The following is a 20,375-nucleotide window of genomic DNA, read 5'->3' on the forward strand; positions in this document are numbered from 1 at the left end:
GGATCTCAAAAAAAGCGGGCCATCATGGCCATCAATCCGCTGATGTATCCCAGCGCGAGGATGCATCCGCTGAAGGATTATGTGCCGGTCGGCACGACGGGCGCGATGCCGAACCTGCTGGTGGTGAACCCCGAGCGCACACCCGTCAACACGCTGGCCGAGCTGGTCGAGCGCGGGCGCAGCGCGCCGCACGGCCTGAGCTACGCGACGTTCGGTCCTGGCAGCTCGCCGCACGTGTACGGCGCGTCGCTGCAGAAGCTGGCCAATTTTCAGGCTGTGGGTGTGGCCTACAAGGGCAGCGCCAATGCCGTGACCGATGTGATCGGCGGGCAGGTCGACTTTCTGTTCGACAGCATGTCCACCAGCATCGGGCAGGTGCAAGGCGGCCGGTTGAAGGCGCTGGCCATTACGTCCGCCGAACGATCGCCGTTGCTGCCGAACGTGCCCACCTTGAAGGAAGCGGGCTACCCCAGTCTGGATTTGAAGTTCTGGTTCTCGTTGCAGACGCCCGCGGGCACGCCGGACGACGTCGTGCAGAAGCTGCGCGCCGCGGTCGCCAAGGTGGTGGGCAGCGACGCGTACCGCAAAGCGATGCAGGAGCGCGGGGCCGAGGCCTTTCAGGTGGCGCCGGCCAAGCTGGATGACTTCTTCAAGCAGGAAACCGCGCAGTGGACGCAGGCCGCGAACACCATCGGGCTGAAGGCGGAACAGTGAACACGGCAGGCGGGCATCGCATGACTCCATTGAAGAACATCACGGTCCTGGACCTGAGCAAGGTGCTGGCGGGACCGCTGTGCGGGCAGTATCTGGGCGAGCTGGGCGCGCGCGTGATCAAGGTCGAACCGGTGGGCACCGGCGACGATACGCGGGCGTGGCTGCCGCAGGATGCGGGCCAATCCGCGACCTTTCTGGCCGTCAATCACAACAAGCGCAGCCTGGCGGTGGACTTGAAGTCCGAGGCGGGGCGGGCGGTGGTGCATCGCCTGGCCGCGCAGGCCGACGTCGTACTGCAGGGCTTTGGCGGCAAGACCGCCGCGCGGTTGGGCGTGGATTACGAGACGCTCGCTGGCATCAACCCGCGCCTCGTGTATTGCGAGATCTCGGGCTATGGCCGTGAGGGCCCGATGGGCGAGGAGCCTGGCTACGACGTCATGCTGCAAGCCTTCAGCGGCATGATCAGCACGATGGGCGATCCGGGCGGCAATTTTGCGCGTGCCAGCTTTTCGCCCGTGGATCTGGGCACCGGTTCGTTTGCGCTGAGCGGGATTCTGGCGGCGCTGCTGGAGCGCGGCCAGACGGGCAAGGGGCAGTATCTGGACGTGTCGTTGCTGGATACGTCGTTGGGCCTGATGTCCTACATGGCGCAGAACTATTGGCGCACGGGCAAGGTGCCCCGCCGCATGGGCACCGGGCATCCGGCCATGTGTCCTTACCAGGCCTTTCGCGCATCTGATGGCGATCTGATGCTGGGGGTGGGTAACGACGCGCAGTGGCGGCGTTTCTGCGCGGCGGCGGGGCTGCAGGATTATGTGGATGCGCCGGCGTTTGCGACCAATGCCGAACGTGTCCGCAACTTTGATGCGACGGTTGCCCTGGTGCAGTCGTGCATCGAGACGCGCACGGTGGCGCAATGGCTCGACTTGCTCAAGCCGGCGGGCATTGCCTGTTCCGCCATTCACACGTTGGACCAGGCGCTGGCGCATCCGCAGGTCGCGACGCGTGAGTTGATCGTGACGAGCCAGCATCCGGTCCTGGGCGAGGTGCGCAACGTAGGCCTGCCCGTGCGATTCGGACGGCAGCCGCGCGTCGCTGCGCGGCCCGCGCCGATGCTGGGCGAGCACAGCCGCGAGATCCTTGCGGAACTGGGCTTTGACGCATCGGAGGTCGCAGCGATGCTGGCAACCGGCAGCGTGCAGCAACACACCGGCCACGGAGATGCAAAATGAGTCCTTTGCGTTATGAAGTCCGCGACAGCATTGCGGAAATTCATCTGTGCCATGCGCCCGTCAACGCGCTGGACGTGGGCGTGCTGGACGCGCTGATCGGCGCGCTGGACGAGGCAAATGCGGATCCGTCCGTGCGCGCGGTGCTGCTGGCGAGCGGTCTGCCGGGCCGATTCTGCGCGGGGCTGGATATGAAGCAGCTGCTGCAAAGCACGCCGGCGCGCGTGCGCGAGTTGCTGACGCGGCTCTACATCAAGCTGTATGACGCGCAGTTCAATCTGACCAAGGCGTCGATATCCGTCGTGTCGGGCGCGGTGCGCGGCGGCGGCATGACCGTGGCGATTTCCAGCGACATGATCGTAGCCGCCGACACAGCGACGTTCGGTTATCCGGAGATCGACGTGGGTGTGCTGCCCGCCATTCATTACGTGCATCTGCCGGCCATCGTGGGCAAGCACCGGGCGTTCGATCTGCTGTTCACCGGCCGCACCTTCGACGCGCACGAGGCGCACGCGATGGGTCTGGTTACGCGCGTGGCGCCGGAGGCCGAGCTGCTGGATCAAGCGCGCGCGCTGGCGCGGTCGCTGGCCGCCAAGCCCCCGGAAGTCCTGGCGATGGGACGGCGCGCATTCGTGTACAGCAACGACAACGAGTACCGGCGCCGGGTGGCGACGGCGGTGGAGGTGTTCTGCAACGCCGCTGCCACGCCGGAAGCGCACGAAGGTTTGAGCGCCTTCGTGCAGAAGCGCGCGCCCGACTGGGCCAGCGTCGCCGAGGCGCGCTAGCGCTACTGGCCGGTGAAACGGGGAGGGCGCTTTTCGCGGAACGCCGCGACGCCCTCCGCGAAGTCCGCCCGTGCGGCCGACTGCAGAAAGCGTGCGGTCTCTTCGGCAAGCTGCGTTTCCAGCGGCGCGTACGCGGCGCTGCGCAGCAATGCCTTGGCGCCTGCGATGCCGTGCGGTGCGTGGCGGGCGAGATCCTGCGCATAAGCCTGCGCCGCAGCCGCCAGTTCACCGGCCGGCGCGGTGCGCGTGATGATGCCCCACGCCTGCGCCTCGTCAGCGGTGAACGCGTCGTGCCGCAACAGAAGATCAAGCGCGCGCTTCGGGCCGGCGGCGCGGATGAGGCCGTGCGTCATGCCGGCATCGGGCGTGGCGCCCAGCTTCAGGTAGGCCGTCATGAAGCGCGCGCCGGCTTCGGCGATGGCCAGATCGCAAGCCAGCACCAGCGACAGGCCTGCGCCCGCCGCCACGCCGTGCACCTGCGCGAGCCAGACCTTGTCCATGCGCGGAATGCGCGCGATGAAATCATTGAGCGGCGTGAAGAGATCCGACAGCGTGGCGCGCACCGTTTCGGTGTCGCCCGTGAACATGCTGATGTCGCCGCCCGCGCAGAATGCCTTGCCCACGCCGCGTAACAGCACGACCTTCACGGCGTCGCGGGTTTCGAGCCACTGCGCGGCCCGCAGCAGGTCGCGGGCCATGGCGACATCGATGGCGTTGAGCGCGTCCGCGCGGTTCAGCGTCAGGGTGGCGAGGGCGCCGTCGGTCTCCAGCAACAGCGTCTGGAACTCCGGTAGTTCCTGGGTCATGGCGAGTCTCCGTTGTCGGGTAAATACCAACTGTCGATCAAAAAACCGCGATGCTATGGTCTGAACCGAGCGCTTGCTTGGTTGGGGTTTGAGCACGCTTAGCGTAACGCATAGAACGATTTTCCGGCGCTGTACTGGCGAAGGTAAAGACAGGTTCGTTGCATCACCTGCCTCGCAGGGTCGCCAGGTTCACCGTCGTAAAAAATGCCCGCCCCATGGCGGCAAAAAACTTCGCATCAAAAGCGGGGAGACAAATGGTGGATCAGTCCGACAGGCCTGCGTTGCTGGAGGCCGAGGGGGTGACGCTGGCGTTCGGCGGGGTGAAGGCGCTCACCAATGTGGGCTTTCGCGTCGCGCCCGGCTCCATCACCACGGTCATCGGCCCGAACGGCGCCGGCAAGACCTCGCTGTTCAACACGATCTCCGGGTTCTACAAACCGGCTGCCGGACGCATTCGCTTCGAGGGCCGCGACATCACGCGCGTGCATGCGCCGGAACGCGCCAGGCTTGGGCTGGCGCGCAGCTTCCAGAACATTGCGTTGTTCCGCGGCATGACGGTGCTGGACAACATCAAGCTGGGCCGCCACGCGCATCTGCGCACCAATGTGCTGGATGCGCTGTTCTACCTGGGCCGCGCGCGCCGCGAGGAAATGGCGCTGCGGGCGGACATCGAAGAACGCATCATCGACTTCCTGGAGATCGACCATATCCGCCACGCGCCGGTCGCGGCGCTGTCGTATGGGCTGCAAAAGCGGGTGGAGCTGGCGCGGGCGCTGGCGATGCAACCGAAGGTGCTGATGCTGGACGAGCCGGTTGCCGGCATGAACCGCGAAGAGACGGACGACATGGCGCGCTTCATCCTGGATGCGCGCTCTGAATGGGGCGTGACTGTGCTGATGGTGGAGCACGACATGGGCATGGTGATGGACCTGTCGGATCACGTCGTGGTGCTGAACTTTGGGCAGGTGATCGCCCATGGCACGCCGGGAGAGGTGCAGGCCAATCCCGAGGTCATCAAGGCGTATCTGGGCGCGGGCGACGTGGGCGATCTGCGCCGGCGGTTGCGGGAGGCGGCCTGATGGACTGGCTGTTCCTGCTGGAGGTGTCGCTGGCCGGGCTGGGCAGCGGCGGCCTGTATGCCCTGGCCGCGCTGGCGTTCGTGATCGTGTACAAGGCGACCCGCGTGGTCAACATCGCCATCGGCGAGTTCCTGATGCTGGGCGCCTACGTGTTCTATGCGTTTGCGACGGGCATGGAGTGGCCGATCTGGCTGGCCATCGTCGGCGCAGTCGTCGTGTCCGGCGCGCTGGGCGCCGTTGTCGAGCGCCTGACGATACGGCCGATGCTGGGCGAATCGCCGATCTCCGTCTTCATGATCACTGTGGGCCTCGCATCGATTCTGGTCGGTGCGGTCGAGCTCATCTGGACGGCCGATCAGCGGCGCCTGCCGGAGTTCATGCCGCGCGCGCCCGTCATGGTGGGCGAGGCGTTCGTGGCGCCCAAGGTGTTCTACGGCTTCTGGGTGGCGGTGGTGCTGGCGCTGCTGGTGCTGGTGGTGTTCCGCTACTGGCGCGGCGGCGTGGCGCTGCGCGCGACCGCGTCGGATCAGGGCGCGGCCTATGCGATGGGCATCAACGTGCCACGCGTGTTTTCGCTGGCGTGGGTGACGGCGGGCGCCATTGCCGCGGTGTCGGGCGTGATCGTGGGCGCGATCGGCGGCATTTCGTCGTCGATGGGCGTGTTCGGGCTGTCGGTGCTGGTGGTGGTGATCGTGGGCGGCCTGGACAGCGTTGCCGGCGCGCTGGTCGGCGGCATCTTCATCGGCCTGCTGGAAGCGTGGGCCGGCGCGTATCTGGGGGGCGAGTACAAGCTGCTGGCCACGTTCGTCGTGCTGGTGGTCGTGCTGATGGCCAGGCCCTATGGCTTGTTCGGCACCCGTGAAATCGAGAGGCTTTGATCCATGCGCATCGCGACCGCCAAGCAGACTTACCTGGCCGACGAGGCGCTTTTCGACACGCGCACGCAGCACGTGTGGCTGGCGCTGCTGGCGGCCTCGCTGGTGCTGTTTCCCTTTGTGGCGAACGCCTATTGGCTGTATCTGGCTTGCCTGGTCGCCATCAACATCGCCAGCGCGACGGGGCTGAACATCCTGACCGGCTATACGGGGCTGGTCAGCCTGGGGCAGGCGGCGTTCATGGGCCTGGGCGCGTACACCGTGGCGGTGATGGAACTGCATCTTGGCACGCCGGTTGTCGTCAACCTGCTGGCCGGGGGCATCGTCGCCATGCTGGGCGGGCTGCTGGTCGGCATTCCGTCGTTGCGGGTGAAGGGCCTGTACCTGGCGATCTCAACCATTGCTGCATCCTTCATCGCGCACTTCATCTTTGCCAACTGGCAATTCACCGGCGGGACGAGCGGCCTGCAGGTGCCGCCGGCTCGCATCCTGGGCATGGACCTGGACACCTCGTTCAAGATCTATTGGCTGATCGTGCCGGTGACGGTGCTGATGGTGCTGGGCGCGGCCAATCTGTTCCGCACGCGCATCGGCCGGGCGTTCATTGCGATTCGCGACCGTGACATTTCCGCCGAGGTGCTGGGCATCCGGCTCTTGCGCTACAAGCTGCTTTCCTTCGGACTGTCCTCGTTCTACGCCGGCGTGGCGGGGGGCCTGTGGGCGTACTTTTTCCGCGTGGTCACGCCCGAGAGCTTTCCGCTCATCATGTCGATCTTCTTTCTGGCAGCCATCATCGTGGGCGGCATGGGCTCGATACTGGGATCCATCCTGGGCGCCATCTTCATGACGATGGTGCCCGAGTTCCTGAAGCTGGTTGTCGGCTGGCTGCCGGTGGGCGGCGACGCACTGCGGCTGATATCGCCGGTGCGCACCATTGTTTTCGGCCTGCTGATCGTGGGCTTCCTGATCTTCGAGCCGCACGGGCTCGCGGAAATCTGGCGGCGCGTGCGCCGATTCTTTCACCTATGGCCATTTCGCACGTAGCGCGATGCGTGCGGCGTGACGGCGGCCACCTATAAGACCCAGGAGACAAACCATGAAGCGCATCCGGATAGGCAGCGGTTTATCGAGATTGTTGGCCCCGTTGGGCCTGGCGGCGGCACTGGCGGCGTCGCCCGCCGCGCAGGCGGCCGAGGATCTGGTGCTGGGCGGCTCGATCCCGCTGAGCGGCGTGTTCGCCTTTGCCGGGCAGGGCATCCACGCCGGGATCACGGACTACGTGAAGATCATCAACGACCAGGGCGGCATCAAGGGCCGCAAGCTGCGTTACGTGCCGGAGGACACCGCGTACAAGGTGGACGCGTCGGTGGCGGCGTTCAAGAAGATCACCAGCCAGAACAAGGTGAATTTCTACTACGGCGATTCGACGGGCTTTTCCAAGACCATCAACGCCGAGCTGAACCGCACGGGCGACATCCTGATGACGGGCGCGTCGTTTGCGACCGAGCTGAATGACCCGGCCAAGTATCCCGCCCAGTTCATGCTGGGGCCCGACTACACCGAGATGTTCGGCATCCTGCTGCGCTACATCGCCAAGGAGCAGCCAGGCGCCAAGGTGGCGTTCGTGTATTCGGACACGGAGTTCGGCCGCGATCCGATTGCCAGTTCGCGTGCGGTGGCCGAGAAGCTGGGCCTGAAGGTGGCGACCGAAATCATGACGCCGCCGGGCAGCGTGGACGTGTCGACAGAAGTCATCAAGCTGCGCCGCGCGGATCCGGACTTCACCATCTTCCATGGCTACGTGCTGGCGCCGATTCCCGAGTTCGTGGGGCAGGGCAAGCGCATGGGGCTGAAGACGCGCTACATGGGCACATTCTGGACGATGGACAACTCGACCGTGATGCAGATGGGGGAGGATGCCGAGGGCTTCATGGGTGTGATGCCGTACCGCTATTACTACGACCAGGCGGCCGACGCGCCGATGCTCAAGAAGATCCGCGAGATGCGGCCGCAGTACCAGAGCACGGGCTACATGCAGGGCTTTCTGGCCGCCATGCTGTTCTCCGAGGTCGCCAAGCGTACGCTGGATGCCGGCAAGGAACTGACCGCGGCCAACATGAAGGCGTCGCTGGATGGCATCAAGGACTTCGATACGGGCGGGCTGATCGGCGTGCCGATCACCATCAAGGGCAACTCGATACCCGTGGGCCGGATCTATCGCGCGGACGTCAAGCAGAAGCAGATGGTGCCGGCGTCCGACTGGATCGTCCTCAAGTGAGGCAGCCGTGAATCCGGGACATGACGCGCGGGGACCAGAGGTGCGAGCGGGCGTGACCGCCACGGCGCCGCCCAAGGCGGTGCTCGACATCAACAACATCGAGGTCGTCTACAACAAGGCGGTGCAGGTGCTGCGCGGCTTGTCCCTGTCGGTGCCGGCCGGCAGCATCGTGGCGCTTCTGGGCAGCAACGGGGCCGGCAAATCGACCACCCTCAAGGCCGTGTCGGGACTGCTGGACCTGGAGGACGGCGAGCTGGTGCGGGGCCACATCGTGTTCGGCGGCGGCGATACGGCGGGCATCAAGCCGCAGAACCTGGTGCGATCGGGCCTGGCGCACGTGATGGAAGGGCGGCGCGTGTTCGAGGACCTGACGGTGGAAGAGAACCTGGTGGCGGCGACGTATGCGCTGACCGGACGGAAGGCGGCACGCGCGGATTTCGATCTGGTCTATGGCTATTTCCCGCGGCTGTTCGAGCGGCGGCGCGGGCTGGCGGGTTATCTGTCCGGCGGCGAGCAGCAGATGCTGGCGATCGGCCGCGCGCTGATCGCCCAGCCGACGCTGATGCTGCTGGACGAGCCGTCGCTGGGACTGTCGCCGATGCTGGTCGAAAGCATCTTTTCGATCATCGCGCGCATCAATAGCGAACAGGGGGTGTCGATGCTGCTGGTGGAGCAGAACGCGTCCGTGGCGCTGGCAGTGGCGCATTACGGCTACATCATGGAGACCGGCAAGGTGGTGATCGACGGTTCCGCGGACAAGCTGGCGGCGGATCCCGACGTGCGCGAGTTCTATCTGGGCATCGGCGGCTCGGGCGAGGCCCGGGGCTTTCGGGACATCAAGCATTACAAGCGCCGCAAGCGCTGGCTGTCATGAAGGACGCGCATACCGATCCGGGCGACTGGCCGCCGCTGACGCTGCCGCAGATGCTGCGCGAGCAGGCGCGCCGGCAACCGTCCGCCGTCGCGATCCGGCAAAAGGACTTCGGCATCTGGAAGCCCATGACGTGGGATCAGTACTGGCAGCGCGCCTGCCGCGTCGGCCTGGGACTGCGCGCGCTGGGGCTTAGCGTGGGCGGGCGGGTTGCCATCGTCTCGGACAACCGGGTGGAATGGCTGCTGACGCAGATGGGCGCCTGCGCGGCCGGTGGCGTGGCGGTGGGCGTCTATTCCACCAGCCCCGCCGAGGAAATGGGCTACGTGCTGGCGCATGCGGATGTCGAACTGGTGGTGTGCGAAGACCAGGAGCAGATGGACAAGGTGCTGCAGGTGGCGGACAGGCTGCCCCATCTGCGCCGCATCGTGGTGATCGAAACGAAGGGCCTTCGATCGTATGCCGACGCGGATCGGGCGCGCATTGTGACCTTTCCCGAAGTGGAGGCCGATGGCAGCCAGCGCGAGACGCTGGAGCTGGCCGCGCTGAACGCAATGCTGGACGGACAGCAACTGGACGACACCGGGTTGATGATCTACACGTCTGGTTCGACCGGCAAACCGAAGGGCGCGATGCTGAGCTATCGCAACATGCGCGGCGTGGCGCCCGGCATTGCCGATCGCCTGTCGATGGATGCGTCCAGCGTGCACCTGTCGTACCTGCCGCTGTGTCACGTCGCCGAGCAGATGTTGTCCACGTTCGTGCCCATCTATTTGGGCTCGCAGGTGAATTTTGGCGAGTCGCTGCGCACCGTGCAGGAAGACCTGCGCGAAGTCGCGCCGACGATTTTCCTGGGCGTGCCGCGCATCTGGGAAAAGTTGCACGCCGCAATTTCCATCAAGATGCAGGAGGCCGGCGCGGTGCAGCGGTGGCTGTACGGCCGCGCGCTGGCGCAATGCGCGCCGTTCCTGGAAAAGTCCCCCGCGCAGTACCGGCTGGGCGAGCGGCTGACGCACTGGATGTGGTATTGGCTGGTGCTGCGTGCCTTGCAGAATTTCATCGGACTGCGGCGCGTGCGGGTGGCGATGACGGGCGCGGCGCCGATCCCGCCGGACGTGGTGCGCTACTTTCGCACGCTGGGTGTGCCGCTGGTCGAGGTGTACGGCCTGACGGAGTCGACCGGGATGATCTTTGGCCAGCATCCGGACCGCGTGAAGGTGGGCACGGTGGGCGAGCCGACCCTCGGCGTGGAATGGCGCATCGGTGAGGCCGGTGAACTCCTGGTGCGCGGCGACATGGTGTTCCAGGGTTATTACAAGAATCCGGAGGCGACGGCGGAAACCGTGCGCGACGGCTGGTTGCACACGGGCGATGTGGTGGCCGAGGAGGCCGGGCGCGTGCGCATCGTGGACCGGCTCAAGGACATCATGATCACCGCGGGCGGCAAGAACCTGACGCCGTCCGAGATCGAGAACGCGGTGAAGGGCAGCCCGTACGTCAAGGAATGCATCGTCATCGCCGACGGCAGGAAGTACGTGTCTGCGCTGATCCAGCTGGAGTTCGACACGGTCGGCAAATGGGCCGAATCGCGGCGCATCGCATTCACGCATTTCCGGTCGCTGGCCGAATGCCCGCAAGTGCGCGAGCTGGTGCAGCAGGAGGTCGCGCGCGCCAACGCCGGGTTGGCGCCGGTCTCGCAGATCAAGCGCTTTCATCTGCTGACCAAGGAACTGGACCACGACGACGGCGAGGTGACGGCGACGATGAAGGTGCGGCGCGCCAGCATCTACCGCGCGTACGCCAACGAAATCGAAACGCTCTACGTTGAGGAGACGACGGCATGAACCAAGCCGTGATCCTGGAAGCTGTGCGCACGCCGTTCGGGCGGCGCGGCGGATGGTGGGCGCAGACGCGGCCGGACGCGCTGCTGGCCGAGACTGTGCAGGGACTGCTGGCGCGCGCGGCGCTGCCCGGCGACAAGGTCGAGGACCTGATCGCCGGCTGCGTCAGCCAGGCGGGTGAGCAGGGCGCCAACATCGGGCGGCTGGCGGCCATCCTGGCCGGACTGCCGGAGAGCGTGCCGGGCGTGGCGCTCAACCGGATGTGCGGGTCCAGCCAGCAGGCCGTGCATTTCGGCGCGCAGGCTATCGCCGCGGGCGACATGCGCTACGTGGTCGCGGGCGGCGTCGAGAGCATGAGCCGCGTGCCCATGTTCCTGGACGTGACGCTGGGCCAGACGGAATTCCGGGGCTTTGAATCGCTGAACCCGGCGCTGCTGGCGCGGTATCCGCTGATCCATCAGATAGAGAGCGCGGAACGTATTGCCAGCCATTGGGGACTGTCGCAGGCCGAGATGGACCAATGGGCGCGGGAGAGCCACGCGCGGGCCTGGGCGGCTGCCACCGCCGGACTTCATGCGGAGTTGCTGCCCGGCACGCCGGTGCTGCGCGACGAGGGCATCCGCGAGACCACGGACGCGGCCCGCATGGCGGCCATGGCGCCGGCGTTGCGGCCGCCGGGTCAGGGGGGCGTCACCGCGGCCAATGCGAGCCAGCTCGCCGACGGCGCGGCGGCGGTGCTGCTGGCCGACAAGGATACGGCCCTGGCCGATGGCTTGCGGCCGCGGGCGCGATTCCTGGCGCGCGTCGTGGTGGGGTCGGATCCCGTGATGCAGCTGACGGGTGTGATCCCAGCGGCGCGGCAAGCGCTGTCGCGCGCGGGCCTGGCGCTGGAGGACATCGACTGGATCGAGATCAACGAAGCCTTTGCGAGTGTGGTGCTGGCCTGGCAGCGCGAATTGGGCGCGGACCTGGCGCGAGTGAATCCTTGGGGCGGCGCGATCGCGCATGGCCATCCGCTGGGCGCGACGGGCGCGGGCCTGATGGCCAAGATGCTGGCGGGACTGGAGGCGACCGAAGGCGAGCTGGGGATGCAGCTTATGTGCATCGGCCACGGCATGGCGACCGCGACCATCATCCAGAGGCTCTGACGCGCCATGGACAAGACCGGGACCGCCGCGCCGCGCGACGATGGGGCGGAGACCGAGCGGCGGCGGGAACTGGTCCTGGCCGCCGGCCGGCTCTTCAGCAAGCATGGCTACGAGCGCACGACGGTGCGCGAACTGGCCAAGGCCGTAGGGCTGCAATCGGGCAGTCTGTTCCATCACTTTCGCAGCAAGGAGGAGATCCTGGTCGCCGTCATGAACAACGGCATCCAGGAAGTGATCGACCTGGGCGGCAAGGCGCTGGCCAGCTATGTTGAGCCGGAGGACCGCCTGGCGGCGCTGTTTCGCGTGCACATGTGGAGCATGCTGCACGGCGCGGGCGGGGACGCGATGAACGCACTGGTGTACGAATGGCGCAGCCTGTCCGCGCCCAGTCAGGCGGCCGTGAAGGGGCTGAGCGATCGCTACGAGGCGATGTGGCAGTCGGTGGTCGCGGGGGCGGTGGAGGCGGGATTGCTGCAGGGGGACGCACGCGTCATCAAGCGATGCGTGCTGGGCGCAATGAACTTGACGGTGCAGTGGTACAAGCCGGGCGGCAGGCTGGCGCCCGCCGCGTTCATCGACGCCATGCTGCAAGCGTCATTGCCGGCGTTGCCGGCGGGTGCGGGCAGGTGGCCCGTGGACCCTAACCCCGCCGCTTGAGGAATGCGCCGACGGCGCACGCCACCGACAAGGCCAGCAGCGAGGCCGCAACCGGCAGCAGGAAATCGGCTTCGCCGTGATAGCCGCCGCCGGTGACGCCGCCTGCCACGCCGCCCATCCAGAGCAAGGCGGTCAGGATGGCGGCGATGAGCGAGATGGCGGTGGCGACGCACAGCACGATGAATACCGGCCGCCGCGCGGGGACGGCGCGATAGGGAGCGCCCGGCTGGAAGCGGCGGGGTTGCTTGATCCAGTAGACCAGCCCCGCCACGACCAGCAGCAGCATCAGGATCTTGAAGATCATGACGCGCGCCGACAATCAGTCTTCACGGCGCAGGTGCGGGAAGAGGATGACGTCGCGGATGCTGGGGCTGTCGGTCAGCAGCATGACCAGGCGGTCGATGCCGATACCGCAACCGCCCGTCGGGGGCATGCCGTATTCCAGGGCGCGGATGTAGTCCGCGTCATAGAACATGGCTTCCTCGTCGCCGGCGTCCTTGGCTTCGACCTGCGAGCGGAAGCGTTCGGCCTGGTCTTCGGGGTCGTTCAACTCCGAGAAGCCGTTGGCGATTTCGCGGCCGGTCATGAAGAGTTCGAAGCGCTCGGTGATGCCTTCGCGGGTATCGGAGGCGCGCGCCAGCGGCGAGACTTCGACCGGGTAGTCGATGATGTAGGTGGGGTTCCAGAGCTTGGCTTCGGCGGTCTCTTCGAACAGCGCCAGTTGCAGTGCGCCCAGCCCGGCGCGCGACAGCACGGGGCCGTCGGCGTCCGCGCCCAGCTTCTTCAGTTCGGCGCGCACGAACGCCGGGTCATCCAGCTGGGCCTGCGTGTAGCCGTCGGCGTACTTGAGGATGGCTTCGCAGATGGTCAGGCGGTCGAAGGGCTTGGACAGGTCCAGCTCGCGTTCCTGGTAGGTCAGGACGGCGCTGCCGCTGGCCGAGATGGCGGCCTGGCGGATCAGTTCTTCGGTGAAGTCCATGAGCCAGCGGTAGTCCGCGAAGGCTGCGTAGAACTCCATCATCGTGAATTCGGGGTTGTGACGCGGGCTGACGCCTTCGTTGCGGAAGTTGCGGTTGACTTCGAACACGCGTTCAAAGCCGCCGACGATCAGGCGCTTGAGGTAGAGCTCGGGCGCGATGCGCAGGAACATTTCCATGTCCAGCGCGTTGTGATGCGTGACGAAGGGCTTGGCCGCCGCGCCGCCCGGGATCGGGTGCAGCATGGGCGTTTCGACTTCAAGAAAGCCCGCGTTCAGCATGAACTGGCGGATGCTGCCCACGGCCTTGCTGCGCGCTTCAAACGTGCGGCGCGTGGCGTCGGTCATGATGAGGTCGACATAGCGCTGGCGGTAGCGCAGTTCCTGGTCGGCAACGCCGTGGAACTTGTCGGGCAGGGGGCGCAGCGACTTGGACAGGAGGCGCGCGGACGCGGCGTGCACCGACAGTTCACCCTTGTTGGTCTTGAAGACCGACCCTTCGATCGCGATGATGTCGCCGATGTCCCATTGCTTGAACGCGGCGTAGACGTCTTCGCCGAGCGTGCCGCGGTCCAGGTAGATCTGGATGCGGCCGGTGCTGTCCTGCAGCGTGGCGAAGCTGGCCTTGCCCATGACGCGCTTGAGCATCATGCGGCCGGCGACCTTGACGGTGACGGCGGCGGCGGCCAGGGCTTCCTGCTCCTCGCCGTCGTACTTGTCATGCAGGGCCGCGGCACGGGCGTCCGGGACGAAATCGTTGGGGTACGCGACCCCGGTTTCGCGCAGTTTGGCCAGCTTGGCGCGCCGTTCGGCGATCAAGCGGTTTTCATCCTGGGCGGGAGCCGGAGTGGTCGAGTGGTCAGTCATGGTCGGGGGATCAGTCGTAATTGCGGATGTCGTCGATTTCGGTCGTGCCGAAATCTTCGCGATCCAGGTAGGCGAGGATGCGGGAGGCTACGTTGGCGGGCGAGGACAGCTTGCCGGTGGCATGGAAGTCCTGGAACTTGGCCAGCGCAGGGAAGCTTTCGGGGTCGCTTGCGCGGATGGCAGCCTGCATGTCGGTGTCGACGATGCCGGGGGCCAGCGCGACGATGCGCGCGCCGTCGGCGCCTTGTTCCTGCTTGACGACGCGGGCGTGCATGTCGAGGGCGGCCTTGGTGGCGCAGTACACGCCCCAGCCCGCGTTCGGGTTGCGGCCCGCGCCGGAGGAGATGTTCAGCACGCGGCGGTCGGCCTTGATATCGGCGACGGCGGCGAGGAAGCGCGCCGTGAGCAGCATGACGGCGGTGACGTTCAGGTTGAAGGCGGCGGTGATGGCCGCGCCGTCGGTGAGTTCGTCGGTGCGCGCCACGGGATGCACCGTGCCCGCGTTGTTGATCAGCAGATAGCGCTTGGCGTCGCGCGGGAGCGCGGCGCAGATGCGTTCGGCCGCGGATTCGGCCGCTTTCAGGTCCGAGAGGTCCACGGACAGTTGTTCCAGCTGCACATCCTGCGAGCGCGCGTGGGCGGCGAGCTCGGGGTCTTCGCGGCGCGCCAGCGTGATGAGGCGGGTGCCGGGTTTGACCAGGCCGCGCGCCATGGCGGCGCCGATGCCGCGCGAAGCGCCGGTGAGAATTGCAATGGTGTCGGACATTCGTGGACCTCTGGGTGCGTGAAAGCGGGAAGAATCGCGGAACTTAGACGTTTTGCTTCAGGCTGGCCTGGATGAAGGGATCCAGGTCGCCGTCCAGCACCTTCTGCGTGTTGGAGATTTCGACGTTCGTGCGCAGGTCCTTGATGCGGCTCTGGTCCAGCACGTACGAACGGATCTGATGGCCCCAGCCCACGTCGGTCTTTGAGTCTTCCAGCTTCTGCTGCTCGGCCATGCGGTTGCGCATTTCGAGTTCGTAGAGCTTGGACTTCAGCATCTGCATGGCTTCGGCACGGTTGCGGTGCTGCGAACGGTCGTTCTGGCACTGCACGACGATGCCGGTGGGGATGTGCGTCAGACGCACGGCCGAGTCGGTCTTGTTGATGTGCTGGCCGCCCGCGCCCGAGGCGCGGTAGGTGTCGACGCGCAGGTCGGCGGGGTTCACTTCGACTTCGAAGGAATCGTCGACTTCCGGGTACACGAAAACGCTGGCGAACGACGTGTGGCGGCCGCCCGACGAGTCGAAGGGGCTCTTGCGGACCAGGCGGTGCACGCCGGTTTCGGTGCGCAGGTAGCCGAAGGCGTAGTCGCCCTCGATCTTGATCGTGGCCGACTTGATGCCCGCGACTTCACCGTCGGATTCTTCAAGGATCTCGGCCTTGAAGCCCTTGCGTTCAGCGTACTTGAGGTACTGGCGCAGCAGCATCGACGCCCAGTCCTGCGCTTCCGTGCCGCCCGCGCCCGCCTGGATGTCCAGGAAGCAGTTCAGGGGATCGGCCGGATTGGAGAACATGCGGCGGAATTCCAGGGCTTCGAGCTTTTCCTGGAAGGCGTTGGCGTCCAGTTCGATCGCTTCGAGGGTGTCGCCGTCATCGTCGGCGGCGGCCATTTCGAAGAGTTCCTGGGAATCGGCCACGCCGGCGCCCAGGCTCGTCAGTGTTTCCACCACGTCCTCGAGCGATTTCTTTTCACGGCCCAGGTCCTGGGCGTGCTTGGGGTCGTTCCAGACGGCCGGGTCTTCGAGCTCGGCGTTTACGACCTGGAGGCGTTCAGCTTTGGCATCGTAGTCAAAGATACCTCCGTAGAGCCTGTTCGCGCTCCGCGTAGTCGGCGAGGCGGGCTGCGAGCTGGTTCTGACGTTCGGCTTCCATGATTGATCCTGTGATGACTTTTGTGCGAAACCTGGCATTTTACCGTGGTTGGACCGACTGCGCGGGCGCACGGCGGCAGACGGGGGACGGGCCTGATTTCGGCCGCCCGGCGGCGCGGTTCCAAGTTGTTCAGTTTTTTGTCAACCCGACGGCTCTAGCCTTGGCGGGTGGCTGCGATGTCCCCGTTTGGGACCGCCGACCCCGAAAACGCCGGCCCCGCGCCGGCCTATCCCGCCAGAGGAATGGAGACAGAGATGGAAAACACGATGACCCCCGGGGTCTCGCCGGCGCTTGACGCCAGCGAAGAGGACCGGATCTACCGCAAGGTGGGCTGGCGGCTGGTGCCGCTGTTGGTGGTCTGCTATGTGGTGGCGTACCTGGACCGCGTCAACGTGGGGTTCGCCAAGCTGCAGATGCTGCAGGAACTGCAGTTCAGCGAGACGGTGTACGGGCTGGGCGCCGGGATTTTCTTCATCGGCTATTTCATCTTCGAGATTCCCAGCAACATCATCCTGCACAAGGTGGGGGCGCGGATCTGGATCGCCCGGATCATGATCACGTGGGGCATTATTTCGGCCTGCATGATGTTCGTGACCAGCGTGCATATGTTCTATCTGCTGCGCTTTCTGCTGGGCGCGGCCGAGGCCGGGTTCTTTCCCGGCATCATCCTGTACCTGACTTACTGGTATCCGGCCGCCCGGCGCGGCCGCATCACGACGTTCTTCATGACCGCGGTGCCCATGTCCGGCCTGATTGGCGGCCCGATCTCGGGATGGATCATGGCGACTTTCCACGGTGACCACGGCCTGTCGGGCTGGCAATGGCTGTTCCTGCTGGAGGGCATTCCGTCGGTGGTGATCGGCGTGCTGGTGCTGATCTATCTGGACGACCGCATCAACAAGGCCAAGTGGCTGACGGCCAATGAAAAGGCCGTGCTGATCCGCAATATCGCGGCCGAGGAACAGCAGAAGGAGGATCCGCCGATCCGCGCCGCGCTGACCAAGCCACGCGTGTGGGCGATGGCGCTGATCTATTTTTCGTTCGTGATGGGCCTGTACGGCGTCGGGTTCTGGATGCCGAGCCTCATCAAGAACACCGGGGTGCAGAGTCCGCTGGCGATTGGCCTGCTGACGGCGGTGCCCAACCTGTTCGCCGTGATCGGCATGATCCTGATTTCGCGCAATTCCGACCGGCAGCGCGAGCGCCGCTGGCACGTGGCCTTGCCGGCGCTGTTCGGCGCGGTGGGGCTGTTCCTGTCGGCGGTGTGGAGCGGTAACACCGTGCTGGCGATTCTGGCGCTGACGGTGGCCAACATCGGCATCTGCACGGTGCTGCCGCTGTTCTGGAGCCTGCCGACGGCGCTACTGGGCGGCACGGCCGCCGCCGCGGGGATTGCGCTGATCAATTCGGTGGGGAACCTGGCCGGCTTTGTCAGCCCGTATCTGGTGGGCTGGCTGAAGGATATGACCGGGACGACGAACACCGGGCTGTTCATGCTGGCCGGCTGCCTGGTGGTGGGTGCGCTGGTGGCGCTGGCGCAGCCGGCGAAGCTGGTGAATAAGTAACGTTGCGGGTGGACGGTGTCTGACGGGTGTCAGACACCGTCGCGCATTATCCGGCGTGTTCGATCACCAACTGCACCGACACCATCCCGTTCCACACGTTCTGTTCCAGGCGGTACGCCGCCTGGATGTGTTCCGGCAGGGACTGGTCGTGGCCGAACCAGATGGCGTCGAAACGTTGGTGGCCGCGTTCCAGGGACAGCTTCAGGTGCTTTTCGCCGACCAGACGCTGGTTGCGCACCACAAACTCGTCCAGGAACAGGGGGGCGGCGAAGCCTGCGCCCCAGACCTGCTGTTGCAGCATCCCGGCCACGTCGGCGTTGGCGTAGCCCGTTTCCAGCGAGCCGTCGGTTTCGATGACGGGCTCGAAGGAATCGCGTCCGGTCAGCTCGCGCACGGCGGCGTCGAAGGCGGGGGCGAAGGCCGGGAAATCGGACTTGCCCAGCGTCAGGCCGGCCGCCATGGCGTGGCCGCCGAACTTGCGGATCAGGTTGGGATGGCGCTTGGATACGAGGTCCAGCGCATCGCGCAGGTGCACGTCCGGGATCGATCGGCCGGAGCCGCGAATCTCGTCGTCGCCGGCCGGCGCGAAGGCGAGGGTGGGGCGCCAGAATTTCTCTTTCAGGCGTGAGGCGACCAGCCCCACGACGCCCTGGTGCCAGCCCGGGTCGAACACGCAGACGGTGGCGCCGGCGGTGGCATCGGGCGCTTCCATGGCGGCCAGCGCCTGCTCGCGCATCTCGGCTTCGATCGTGCGGCGTTCGCGGTTGATGTTGTCCAGCTCGCGCGCCATCTCCAGCGCCTGCGCCTCGTCGTCCGTGGTCAGGCAGGCGATGCCCAGGCTCATATCCGCCAGGCGGCCCGCGGCGTTGATGCGCGGTCCGAGCGCAAAGCCCAGGTCGAAGCCATTGGCGCTGCGCGGCTCGCGGCCAGCGACGGCAAAGAGCGCGCGCAGCCCAGGTTGCAGACGGCCGCTGCGCATGCGCTGCAGGCCCTGCGTGACCAGGAGGCGATTGTTGGCGTCCAGTTTGACGACGTCAGCCACCGTGCCCAGCGCAACCAGGTCGGACAGCGCGTCCAGGCGCGGTCCGCCGTCCGGCGCGTAGACGCCGCGGCGGCGCAGTTCGGCGCGAAGCGCCAGCATCATGTAGAAGATGACGCCCACGCCGGCCAGGTTCTTGGACGGAAAGCCGCAGCCGGGCTGGTTGGGGTTCACGATGGCCAGCGCGTCCGGCAGGGTGTCGCCGGGCAGGTGGTGGTCGGTGATGACCACGCCGATGCCGGCGTCATTGGCCGCGGCCACGCCGTCGACGCTGGCGATGCCGTTGTCGACCGTGATGATGATGTCGGGCTTGCCCGCGCGGTGGCGGCAGGCCAGTTCGACCACGGCCGGGGAAAGGCCGTACCCGGTTTCGAAACGATTAGGCACCAGGAAGTCGACGTCGGCGCCCATTGCGGACAGCGCGCGCAGGCCGACGGCGCAGGCGGTGGCGCCGTCGCAATCGTAGTCGGCCACGATCAGCAGCTTTTTGCCGGCCTGGATGGCGTCGGCCAGGACGGCGGCCGCGTGGGCCGAATGGGTCAATCCAGCCGGCGGCAGCAAGGACGGCCAGGCGAGGCGGGTCTGGTCCGGATGCGTCACGCCGCGCGCGGCCCACAGACGGGCCAGCAGGGGGTGGATGCCGGAGGATTCGAGGACGTGGCAGGCGGCCAGATCGGCCGGACGGATGGTTAAGCGGGGTGAGACCACCAGGCGCTCCAGTTCTTCTTGGGCGCGGGCAGCAAGCCAAGCAGGCCCCCGCGCGGTTTCAGGTCAAGGGCAACCTTGCGGTCATCGCCCAGCAGCAGCAGTTGCACCGGCGTGGCGGGCAGGCCTTTGGCGGCGGCCAGCGGACGCAGATGCTGCGTATCGAGTTCGGTCAGCGCGTCGAGCCACGCGGCCCAGTCGCCGGCGCGTTGCGGCGCGTCCAGTTGCGTCAAAACTTGCGCCGGGCCGGCGGGCGCCGCCGTCCAGGGCGTACCGCCGCCGTACAGCCACAGCGCGTTGACGGGCGGCAGGCCGCGGGCGGCCCGGACGTCGTTGACCGGGTGTTCGTGCCACGCCATCTGGATTTCGTTCAGCAGGCGCCGCCACGGGCGCGTTTCGGCATCCTGGCGCCACCAGTCGTTCAGGCGCTTTCCGGCCACGGCCAACGGACTGGCGGTCTGGGGGTGCAGGTCCGCCGGCAGGCGCAGGCGCCAGCGCTGCGGCGACAGCGGCTCGACCGAGAATCCGGTGCCTTCAAATATAGGGCGCGCAGTGTCGAGCAGGGCGGCCGTTTCCGACTCGGTCAGGTCCATCGAATCCGGATCCAGCAGCGACGCCTGATCCGCGCCTAGCGCAAGGTGGACCAGTTCGCATAGCCAGACGGGTTCGTCAGCCAGTGTGTGGGATTGTTGCCCGGCCAGCAGCGGGCCGAGCCCGGCGCTTTGCAGCAGGCCAGGTTCGGGCGCATACCCGGCGCGCTCCAGCTGCCACGATTCGAAGGCGGTGCAACCGTGGGCGCGCAGGTCGTAGGCCTGGGGGCGAGCGGTCGCAGCCTGTAGCCAGCCGTGCAGGGTGGGCGCGCGCTCGGGCAGAAGCTTGGCCAGTTCGGCGGCGACGGGAAGGGCGGGCAAGGCGCCCGGAATGACGATCAGCATGGCGGCGATTGTAGTCCGCGCCGGGATGGGGAACTTAGCGCCGCGGCCAACTGCCATACGTTGTCACGCCTGGTCTAGGATCCGCACATCC

At 66.6% G+C, this 20,375-nt stretch carries 19 protein-coding genes; 12 read left to right on the forward strand and 7 right to left on the reverse strand.

The genetic code is table 11. The features are described from left to right. Positions 1-24: 24 nt before the first annotated feature. The 3 genes from MHZ91_RS13545 to MHZ91_RS13555 are packed head-to-tail and all read left to right on the forward strand — an operon-like array spanning position 25 to position 2,728. Entirely contained in the window at positions 25-714 is a 690-nt protein-coding gene (locus tag MHZ91_RS13545; RefSeq protein WP_239214052.1) for a tripartite tricarboxylate transporter substrate binding protein, read from the forward strand. 20 nt (positions 715-734) lie between these two features. Then, on the forward strand, positions 735-1,946 hold the full coding sequence (locus tag MHZ91_RS13550; RefSeq protein WP_175183806.1) for a CaiB/BaiF CoA-transferase family protein: 1,212 nt from the start codon (positions 735-737) through the stop codon (positions 1,944-1,946). Then, entirely contained in the window at positions 1,943-2,728 is a 786-nt protein-coding gene (locus MHZ91_RS13555; RefSeq protein ID WP_239214054.1) for an enoyl-CoA hydratase/isomerase family protein, read from the forward strand. The genes MHZ91_RS13550 and MHZ91_RS13555 overlap by 4 nt, the downstream gene beginning before the upstream one ends. 2 nt (positions 2,729-2,730) lie before the next feature. On the opposite strand, the gene MHZ91_RS13560 is transcribed toward MHZ91_RS13555, so the two are convergent. Beyond that, positions 2,731-3,534, reverse strand: a complete 804-nt coding sequence (locus MHZ91_RS13560; protein WP_239214055.1) for an enoyl-CoA hydratase/isomerase family protein — start codon at positions 3,532-3,534, stop codon at positions 2,731-2,733. Positions 3,535-3,788: 254 nt separating this feature from the next. On the opposite strand from MHZ91_RS13560, the gene MHZ91_RS13565 reads away from it, so the two are divergent. The 8 genes from MHZ91_RS13565 (at position 3,789) to MHZ91_RS13600 (ending at position 12,283) form a co-directional block, all read left to right on the forward strand. After that, entirely contained in the window at positions 3,789-4,613 is an 825-nt protein-coding gene (locus tag MHZ91_RS13565) for an ABC transporter ATP-binding protein (RefSeq protein WP_175183803.1), read from the forward strand. After that, on the forward strand, positions 4,613-5,491 hold the full coding sequence (locus MHZ91_RS13570; RefSeq protein ID WP_175123392.1) for a branched-chain amino acid ABC transporter permease: 879 nt from the start codon (positions 4,613-4,615) through the stop codon (positions 5,489-5,491). Before MHZ91_RS13565 ends, MHZ91_RS13570 begins: the two co-directional genes overlap by 1 nt. 3 nt (positions 5,492-5,494) lie before the next feature. Then, positions 5,495-6,532: a branched-chain amino acid ABC transporter permease gene (locus MHZ91_RS13575; RefSeq protein WP_239214057.1), complete on the forward strand. Its 1,038-nt coding sequence runs from the start codon at positions 5,495-5,497 to the stop codon at positions 6,530-6,532. 52 nt (positions 6,533-6,584) lie between these two features. Next, positions 6,585-7,766, forward strand: coding sequence for an ABC transporter substrate-binding protein (locus tag MHZ91_RS13580; RefSeq protein WP_239214060.1), 1,182 nt, complete (start codon positions 6,585-6,587; stop codon positions 7,764-7,766). Between the two features lie 79 nt (positions 7,767-7,845). After that, entirely contained in the window at positions 7,846-8,640 is a 795-nt protein-coding gene (locus MHZ91_RS13585) for an ABC transporter ATP-binding protein (protein ID WP_370647810.1), read from the forward strand. Then, positions 8,637-10,481: a long-chain fatty acid--CoA ligase gene (locus MHZ91_RS13590; protein ID WP_239214062.1), complete on the forward strand. Its 1,845-nt coding sequence runs from the start codon at positions 8,637-8,639 to the stop codon at positions 10,479-10,481. The genes MHZ91_RS13585 and MHZ91_RS13590 overlap by 4 nt, the downstream gene beginning before the upstream one ends. Further along, positions 10,478-11,626 (forward strand): thiolase family protein, encoded by a 1,149-nt coding sequence (locus MHZ91_RS13595; protein ID WP_239214063.1) that lies wholly within the window; start codon positions 10,478-10,480, stop codon positions 11,624-11,626. The genes MHZ91_RS13590 and MHZ91_RS13595 overlap by 4 nt, the downstream gene beginning before the upstream one ends. Before the next feature lie 6 nt (positions 11,627-11,632). Further along, on the forward strand, positions 11,633-12,283 hold the full coding sequence (locus MHZ91_RS13600; protein ID WP_175138338.1) for a TetR/AcrR family transcriptional regulator: 651 nt from the start codon (positions 11,633-11,635) through the stop codon (positions 12,281-12,283). Here the strand turns inward: MHZ91_RS13600 and MHZ91_RS13605 are convergent. The 4 genes from MHZ91_RS13605 to prfB all read right to left on the reverse strand — a co-directional run bounded on the left by MHZ91_RS13605 (position 12,267) and on the right by prfB (position 16,040). Then, the gene (locus MHZ91_RS13605; RefSeq protein WP_239214064.1) at positions 12,267-12,587 is read right to left on the reverse strand and encodes a preprotein translocase subunit TatB; all 321 of its coding nucleotides are present in this window, start codon (positions 12,585-12,587) and stop codon (positions 12,267-12,269) included. The genes MHZ91_RS13600 and MHZ91_RS13605 overlap by 17 nt on opposite strands. Before the next feature lie 15 nt (positions 12,588-12,602). Then, positions 12,603-14,126 (reverse strand): lysine--tRNA ligase, encoded by a 1,524-nt coding sequence (lysS, locus tag MHZ91_RS13610; protein ID WP_175123385.1) that lies wholly within the window; start codon positions 14,124-14,126, stop codon positions 12,603-12,605. A 10-nt stretch (positions 14,127-14,136) separates the two neighbouring features. Further along, entirely contained in the window at positions 14,137-14,892 is a 756-nt protein-coding gene (locus MHZ91_RS13615) for an SDR family oxidoreductase (RefSeq protein ID WP_105239401.1), read from the reverse strand. Between the two features lie 43 nt (positions 14,893-14,935). Continuing rightward, positions 14,936-16,040, reverse strand: a protein-coding gene (gene prfB, locus MHZ91_RS13620) for a peptide chain release factor 2 (RefSeq protein WP_175138336.1) whose coding sequence is annotated in 2 segments (ribosomal slippage) — positions 14,936-15,958 and positions 15,960-16,040 — 1,104 coding nt in all. Because the reading frame shifts where the segments join, the coding sequence is not laid out codon by codon here. A 254-nt stretch (positions 16,041-16,294) separates the two neighbouring features. Between prfB and MHZ91_RS13625 the strand changes: the two genes are divergently transcribed. Further along, positions 16,295-17,605 carry an MFS transporter gene (locus MHZ91_RS13625; protein WP_239214065.1) on the forward strand — a complete coding sequence of 437 codons (1,311 nt, stop codon included), beginning with the start codon at positions 16,295-16,297 and terminating at the stop codon, positions 17,603-17,605. Positions 17,606-17,651: 46 nt separating this feature from the next. On the opposite strand, the gene recJ is transcribed toward MHZ91_RS13625, so the two are convergent. Next, the gene (recJ, locus tag MHZ91_RS13630) at positions 17,652-19,352 is read right to left on the reverse strand and encodes a single-stranded-DNA-specific exonuclease RecJ (RefSeq protein ID WP_175183798.1); all 1,701 of its coding nucleotides are present in this window, start codon (positions 19,350-19,352) and stop codon (positions 17,652-17,654) included. Further along, positions 19,334-20,284: a hypothetical protein gene (locus MHZ91_RS13635; protein ID WP_175123380.1), complete on the reverse strand. Its 951-nt coding sequence runs from the start codon at positions 20,282-20,284 to the stop codon at positions 19,334-19,336. Before MHZ91_RS13635 ends, recJ begins: the two co-directional genes overlap by 19 nt. Positions 20,285-20,375 lie beyond the last annotated feature (91 nt).

Source organism: Achromobacter sp. ACRQX (genome assembly GCF_022346505.1).
In the GTDB taxonomy this organism is placed as follows: Bacteria; Pseudomonadota; Gammaproteobacteria; order Burkholderiales; family Burkholderiaceae_B; genus Achromobacter; species Achromobacter animicus.

What these genes read in the sequence shown, in the direction of transcription:
- MHZ91_RS13545 (WP_239214052.1), top strand. Translation starts at nt 25, where the DNA reads ATGGCCATCAATCCGCTGATGTATCCCAGCGCGAGGATGCATCCGCTG.
- MHZ91_RS13550 (WP_175183806.1), top strand. Translation starts at nt 735, where the DNA reads ATGACTCCATTGAAGAACATCACGGTCCTGGACCTGAGCAAGGTGCTG.
- MHZ91_RS13555 (WP_239214054.1), top strand. Translation starts at nt 1,943, where the DNA reads ATGAGTCCTTTGCGTTATGAAGTCCGCGACAGCATTGCGGAAATTCAT.
- MHZ91_RS13560 (WP_239214055.1), bottom strand. Translation starts at nt 3,534, where the DNA reads ATGACCCAGGAACTACCGGAGTTCCAGACGCTGTTGCTGGAGACCGAC.
- MHZ91_RS13565 (WP_175183803.1), top strand. Translation starts at nt 3,789, where the DNA reads ATGGTGGATCAGTCCGACAGGCCTGCGTTGCTGGAGGCCGAGGGGGTG.
- MHZ91_RS13570 (WP_175123392.1), top strand. Translation starts at nt 4,613, where the DNA reads ATGGACTGGCTGTTCCTGCTGGAGGTGTCGCTGGCCGGGCTGGGCAGC.
- MHZ91_RS13575 (WP_239214057.1), top strand. Translation starts at nt 5,495, where the DNA reads ATGCGCATCGCGACCGCCAAGCAGACTTACCTGGCCGACGAGGCGCTT.
- MHZ91_RS13580 (WP_239214060.1), top strand. Translation starts at nt 6,585, where the DNA reads ATGAAGCGCATCCGGATAGGCAGCGGTTTATCGAGATTGTTGGCCCCG.
- MHZ91_RS13590 (WP_239214062.1), top strand. Translation starts at nt 8,637, where the DNA reads ATGAAGGACGCGCATACCGATCCGGGCGACTGGCCGCCGCTGACGCTG.
- MHZ91_RS13595 (WP_239214063.1), top strand. Translation starts at nt 10,478, where the DNA reads ATGAACCAAGCCGTGATCCTGGAAGCTGTGCGCACGCCGTTCGGGCGG.
- MHZ91_RS13600 (WP_175138338.1), top strand. Translation starts at nt 11,633, where the DNA reads ATGGACAAGACCGGGACCGCCGCGCCGCGCGACGATGGGGCGGAGACC.
- MHZ91_RS13605 (WP_239214064.1), bottom strand. Translation starts at nt 12,587, where the DNA reads ATGATCTTCAAGATCCTGATGCTGCTGCTGGTCGTGGCGGGGCTGGTC.
- lysS (WP_175123385.1), bottom strand. Translation starts at nt 14,126, where the DNA reads ATGACTGACCACTCGACCACTCCGGCTCCCGCCCAGGATGAAAACCGC.
- MHZ91_RS13615 (WP_105239401.1), bottom strand. Translation starts at nt 14,892, where the DNA reads ATGTCCGACACCATTGCAATTCTCACCGGCGCTTCGCGCGGCATCGGC.
- MHZ91_RS13625 (WP_239214065.1), top strand. Translation starts at nt 16,295, where the DNA reads ATGGAAAACACGATGACCCCCGGGGTCTCGCCGGCGCTTGACGCCAGC.
- MHZ91_RS13635 (WP_175123380.1), bottom strand. Translation starts at nt 20,284, where the DNA reads ATGCTGATCGTCATTCCGGGCGCCTTGCCCGCCCTTCCCGTCGCCGCC.